Source organism: Lacticaseibacillus salsurae (genome assembly GCF_045862175.1).
Classification (GTDB): domain Bacteria; phylum Bacillota; class Bacilli; order Lactobacillales; family Lactobacillaceae; genus Lacticaseibacillus; species Lacticaseibacillus salsurae.
In genome coordinates this window covers 1-6,195 of record NZ_BAAFZI010000083.1, presented here as the reverse complement: position 1 = coordinate 6,195, position 6,195 = coordinate 1, and the positions used below count along the sequence as shown (strand labels likewise).

Here is a 6,195-nt window from a genome sequence, read left to right as displayed (position 1 = left end):
CACCAACCCGTCTCTTTGACTCGTTGCTGGTAAGATAACACTCTACGGCTTCGATATAAGTTTCTACTGAAATCTTAGTCATACAAATACCCCCAAAGTTGTGTTCCAACTTTAGGGGTAAAGGTCAGGGATTGCGCTGCTTTTTTGAAATTCTATGAATAATCCAGGTTCAATTGTTTCGCCAGTTGCGATTCTGGTGCATGTTCCAGATAGTAACGACCTAATGAATTATCCACCATGTACCGGACTACCCAATCTGTCGTGAATAACTGAGTAGCCGCTGGAATATCATGTTCTTTAACAGGTCCGCCATTGATATCAACAACTTCGTGGTGAGGTTCTTGATTGTAGTACTGATACAGCCACCCAATAATCTCAACTTGTCCCTGCGAGTCGTCGGAGGCAATATCGAAGTCTGCTTCTGGAATTGTCTCCACCAAACCCTTGATCACGCCGCGATTATAGCTGGGAGTGAACAAAAGCGACATGAAATCGTCAGTTTTCTCAAAGAGCTTAGGCAGACTTTCATGCAACTTATTGACCTGCTTAACGAAGAGCATTTGATACATAGCATCTAAATCGGTCGGTTGCTGAAGTTCTTGCGCCTTTTGAATCAGTGCCAAATCATCTGCAGAATAGCCACCAAGTGCGTCTTCAAGATCAAGCGCATCAAACATGATATCTGGTTCGTTACGATTCTCAAGTGATGAGAGCACACGTGTTCCCGATGGCAAATAATCGTTGATTTCCATGAAGCGAATCGCGATAATCCGGTTAAACCAGGTATAAGCGACTTCTTCAATCAAGTCGTGATAGGCCGTCTGCCAATCATTTTTAGCGGCAAGTTCATTTAGACGCTTCACTAAGTCAGCACGATATTGGATCGCCTTGCCTTCTAATGGAGCTGGCGTTCCCGCGTAGTACTCAGCCGCGGCAGTCGAGCGCGCCTCCTTTTCAGCCGCACCAGTTTCGGTGATGCCAAGTTGCACCAGTCGGCTCGTGACGCTTGTGATCAAATCACGTCTTGCTTGTACCGCAAATTTGTTAATTGCGTGCTTGTCCATACTAACTCCCTGTCTTAAAAATTAATGTCGACTTCATCGGCATCTGCCAACTTAGCCTTTAGTTGATTACGCAACTGATTGAGATAACGGTCGATGTCATCATCACTGGTGATCCGCCACTGGCTACCATCAGACACCTGACGCGCATGAATCGTCCGAATACGCTTATACGGCGTTGATGGATCCGCAGGCTTAGGATCAACATCTGGTTGTACCGGAGCTAAGCCGGGTTGCGGTGGTGTAACCACCACCTTGGGTTCAACCAGCTTGGGTGGCAGACTCTCAATAAGCTTAATCATGTTATCCTGTTGTGCCTGAGCCTTAGAGGTGGTCACATTTAAGTCGTCTAATGCATGGGCTTCTTCAGCCTCGCGATGGATACGATCGACTGCCGCCGTAAACTTACGCTCTTGCGCATCGCGGATCGCTTGATCGATGTCCGTACGCCGAGTCAAATAATCTAAGCCATTCTGCTTGATTTCAGTAATTGCCACTAATTTCTGAGATTGTACCTGATCAAATGCCTGGTTGAAGATGCCATCAAATTGTTCATCAAGTTCTTTCAGGGTGCGAATATTGCCTTTAGCGCGGTTGGAATTGACGATTTTTTCAATTTGAGCGGCGATCTCAGATAATTTGGGATCTGCTAAATAATCCTTGGACTTGTCATATAACCGCAGATCATTCAATGCATCATCCCAAATTTGTTGCGAAGCGGAACTGAAGAAAAACTCCATGGTTTCGGAATCATCACAGTCATCATGCCAATCCAACAAGGCATCTGATAGTTTTACAATCGTCGCAATGAAGGCATCTGAATCTTTGGCTGCAACGAGTTCACGAAGATACCCGATACCCTTTTCAACAAGGTCATGCCCAGGATAACGGGCATTCTTAGTTTCAAAGAGTTCCAAGTTCTTGAGGTCTGCTTTCACCTTCAGCAATAACTCGTTGGCCACTGTTTCGGCGTCAGACTCGCTGAACGTCTGCTTGTTAAAGACCTCACCAGCAACGTCACGCAACGTTTTCAAATCTCGTGGTGACACGACAGTACGCACTTGAATTGCAATTTTTTCAGCATATTGCTTCTTGGTCAAATACTCCGTAATTTGACGCGCAGAGTCTTGCATCACGCTGATGGTTTCACCGTTGTAAGTTAGTTTAATCTTGCCGTCTTTAAACAATGCGGCCACTAACCACTGCGTATCTTCTTCGGTATAACCATAGGGGATGCCGGCAAAGCGTGTGAGTACCGTCTTCAAAGTTACATGTTGGGTGCCTTTGAGCTGCCGCTGTAACCATTCAAATACCGCTTCTACCGCACGCGCATTTTCCGATGTACGCACCAAGCCATTATCCCCCAACAACTGGGTAATATCATGATCAGACTTGGCCGCATCAATATAGTCTAGTGAGCGGTAATTATTGTCGATCAAAGCCTTTTCGGCTTCTTCAAGCCGCGCACTAAAATCACGGTTACTTGAAATTGGCGAGCCACCCACATAAATTTGGGCGCTTTCCAATGCCGCCAAAGCGCGATCCTGGGCGGAATGGTCTAGCTGTTGACGCTCATTGCGACGTTCTTCTAACAACAGCCGGAAGCGTGGGTCTTGGTTATTGGTGTTGCTAAAGATGTAGGCTTTGATCTTTTGCGAACGACTGATGAGATCGATGTAAGAGCGGTCATCTGGTAAGGCAATGCATAACGTATCTGGTGACAAGGATTGTTGGACATACGAGCTCTCATCCCCATACAAATCACTTTGCGGCGTGATTAACTTGATGGTTAATCCTTTATTCGCATTCCCGTATGGCTTGTCATCCAATAAGCGATTAAAGTTAAAAATATAGCGATTGTGTAACTTCGGGTAAGTGAAACGATCGGCAATCACCTTAGTGCCAAAGAAATACTGCTGCAGGCTTTCGGTAATTGCACTTTCGTTAACCGGTTCATGCTCAATACCATCGTTGATATCTTGTTCTGCATCAGTCAAGAAGATATACACATCGAAATGCTTCTCGACGATACCTTGGCGAACCAACGCATTCAAAGCCGCTTGCATCTGCTTGGTTAACGCAATCCGATCCACGTTGACATCGGCGATCATCAAGGTCACCAAGTTATTGATATCGGCTTTGAAGTTTTCAAGATACTTCACCATGAACAGTGTCTTCAAGACTTGCAAGACAAAAGGATTCTTCTCGTGGTTCGGATTCAACGTATCATTATCCATTGCCCGCCGAATGACAATGTTATGCGTGTGGTCCAAAAATTGCGCCAAACCATCGAAAAATAGTGAAAATGGAACAAGCTCACCAACTTCTGCGTCCATTTTACGAATGGCAGATTCTTGGAAAATAGACAGCATCGACCGCTCGCCTTCAGATAAATGCTTACCATCAGAGCCGTGATTCCGTACCGCGGTTAACACATCTTGAAGTAGGTTGAACTGATAAGGAACAAACGGATAATTAGCGGCAAATTCCTCTGCGGTGCCAAATTTTTGGCGCGTGATGGCGTCGTCAAAGTCAATCGCGTTATTTAATGAAGCAGCGTTTGATTCATAAACCCCAGTAAGTTCAGTGGTAGCAGCATCGGTTTTGGCCAATAACCGCCGCTTGATTACTTCATCAACGTTGGCAGAACTCAACGCAATACGGGTCTTAAACCGACCTTGAATCTTGGAGAAATCTTGGCCATTTAAATTCGTGGTGACGTCCCCGATTGCCTGCTGGGATGTCACAATGACCCAGGCCTTGCCTTGCGTGGCGGAACCGAGCTCTTCAACGACCGTTTGCAAGTTCAACATCCGCTGTACAGAATCGCCGACGAATTGGCCGACTTCATCTACTAAGAAAGCCACGCGTTTGCCCGATTTCACGATAAAATCATTCACAAGCTTAGCAAAACTTTCAATATTAATCGGATAAGGATTAAATAAGTTATCGATGAACCCCTGCGCATCAGCTTCCGACATAACACCAATGTGGACTAATGCATCGCGAATTGTCCCTTTATTCATGGAATAGTGATCGCGTCCGGCCTTCCAATCGAGATGATTGGTTTCGAGCGTTTGAAACTGTTGCTTAAATTCATCCAGGCGCCCGGCACCGTCCAACTGACGTTCAAGATCCGCAATCCAAGCATTTTTGTTTGAGTAACCTTGCATCTCATTAAAGACTTGTAAAAATACGTTGATGATGACATTGGTGTCATGTTTCTCACCAGCCATTGCTTTAGAGTCAATGTTGAACAAGATGACATCAGTGTTCGAATCAGCGGCTGCTTGCATGCGGGCATAAACAATCGGATCGTTAATTTTGTCTTCGAAAAATGAAACTGCACTCTTACCATCAACGGTACGATTACCGAGAATGTATGACAAGATCTTCAGAAAGTGTGATTTACCTGAGCCAAAGAACCCTGAAATCCAGACCCCCATGTCATCAGTTGGGCCTTGGAGCGCCTTCTCATACGCGGCAAAAAACTTCGCAAACTGATCTTGAAGTTCGTTGGTCACCACATACTCATCAAGTTCCGTCCGAACGTGATCGTCTTGTCCCACCTTGATCACGCCTTGAATATCACGGTTAATTGGTTTTGCGAACAATTCAGAAATCTTCATGCTCATTCCACTCCATTCTCAAGCTGAACGCTCGATAATAATTATCGTCCTCTAATTCACCAAACATAGATAAATGTATGCCATCATACTTACCAGGGTAGAACATCACCACCGGGACATGATCAATGACTTGATTCATCGTATTCAACACCTTATGTGATCGCAACAAAGGAAAGACTTGACCCACTCCGGTCAAGAAAATAATCGTCGGTTCATTCGGTATTAACGATGCTTGAATTTTCTCAACGATCAGATTCCGTTCCTCGTTCATCTCTAAGATGTTATTGATTTCGTTAATCAAGGTCGCCATACCATGTTCCTGCTCAAATTCAGAGAACCGGCTTCTATACCCATACTCGTCTAAGATCGACATTAACAATTCATACAAATTGAATATTCTTACATTGGCCCCAATTGTTGCGATGGTTGCACTGTTGGCGATATTTTGTACCGCCTCACGAACGCGGAGTTCATCTCTGGGATCGTAGTCGAATATGTAATAACCCACTTCATTGGACAGACCACGATTTTTCTGGAAACTTGGATCGGCGATTTTTGCTTTCAGCCGTTGGAAATCTACTTCTAAATCAGCCATTCGTTCTCCCTGTTAATGCCAAGACGTAATTTGCATCACCGTTAGCTTGTAAGATCCCAATTAACCGCTGATCGACCAACGGTCTTTGCAGTACCAATCTGTCGCCTTCTGATCGCGCAATTCCTGCGGCTCGCAAATAACCTCGAATCGATCCTTTCAACCGGGCGATTGTTTCGCTTCGCCATCCAGCAGTCTCTTCGTGATTCGCCTGAAGATTTGAAAAGAAACTATCAAGTTCATACTCTTCAAGGATTTCATCGCCTAACACAACGGCATCTTTGAAGCATGTCAGCATGAAAGCTTCTATTAGCGCATCCGACTTCATGATGCTGATAAATACCACCAATCTCTGATTATCAGCATCCATGCCGTCAAAGGCTTCCTGTAGCGTCTGAGGAAGCGAATGAACACGACGCAGGACACAATTGGTGACACTTATGCGACGATCCACTGACGATAATTGAAATGGATTCTCATCCACAGTTCGTTCTCTGATCGTACGGTCATTGTCGCCTGCAAGCACCCAAGGAAGGATCGTTGTAAACTCCGCAAACCAAAATCCATATTTTACAGCACCAGCTCGAAATTTTTGCATAACATCCTCCCCGAAACTCAGTATACAGTCTTGTTTCTATTCTACCAAAGATTTTCCCACAACGATGAGTTTACTCATAAAATTCGGAAAACGTATCCTAATATAGTGGCTGTTCAACTAGGCCACCATATTCTCTATTCTAGTAGTAAATTTGTACCGGAAACGATAGGTTTGCCCTTCGTTCGTGGTTAAAATTGGTATAGCAAACACTCTCAAGAATGTCAGCGCATTGCTTAATACCATTGCCTGATCGATTTTAACGGCCAATGACTCAGCTGTTCGGGTATTGACTAAGTCCAAGCCTACTGACCCTTT

General features: G+C 44.8%; 4 protein-coding genes and 1 pseudogene. All 5 read right to left on the bottom strand.

Annotated features, from left to right (window positions below; all coding sequences use genetic code 11):
* Positions 1-152 precede the first annotated feature (152 nt).
* Complete coding sequence (locus tag ACKTSG_RS13360; RefSeq protein WP_407895457.1) at positions 153-1,064, bottom strand: BREX-1 system adenine-specific DNA-methyltransferase PglX; 912 nt, start codon at positions 1,062-1,064, stop codon at positions 153-155.
* 14 nt (positions 1,065-1,078) lie between these two features.
* Positions 1,079-4,690 carry a BREX system P-loop protein BrxC gene (gene brxC / locus ACKTSG_RS13355; RefSeq protein ID WP_407895455.1) on the bottom strand — a complete coding sequence of 1,204 codons (3,612 nt, stop codon included), beginning with the start codon at positions 4,688-4,690 and terminating at the stop codon, positions 1,079-1,081.
* On the bottom strand, positions 4,677-5,285 hold the full coding sequence (locus ACKTSG_RS13350) for a DUF1788 domain-containing protein (protein ID WP_407895453.1): 609 nt from the start codon (positions 5,283-5,285) through the stop codon (positions 4,677-4,679). Before ACKTSG_RS13350 ends, brxC begins: the two co-directional genes overlap by 14 nt.
* Positions 5,278-5,880: a DUF1819 family protein gene (locus tag ACKTSG_RS13345; RefSeq protein ID WP_407895451.1), complete on the bottom strand. Its 603-nt coding sequence runs from the start codon at positions 5,878-5,880 to the stop codon at positions 5,278-5,280. Before ACKTSG_RS13345 ends, ACKTSG_RS13350 begins: the two co-directional genes overlap by 8 nt.
* 117 nt (positions 5,881-5,997) lie before the next feature.
* Positions 5,998-6,195: pseudogene (locus ACKTSG_RS13340) on the bottom strand (IS5/IS1182 family transposase); the annotation flags it as partial.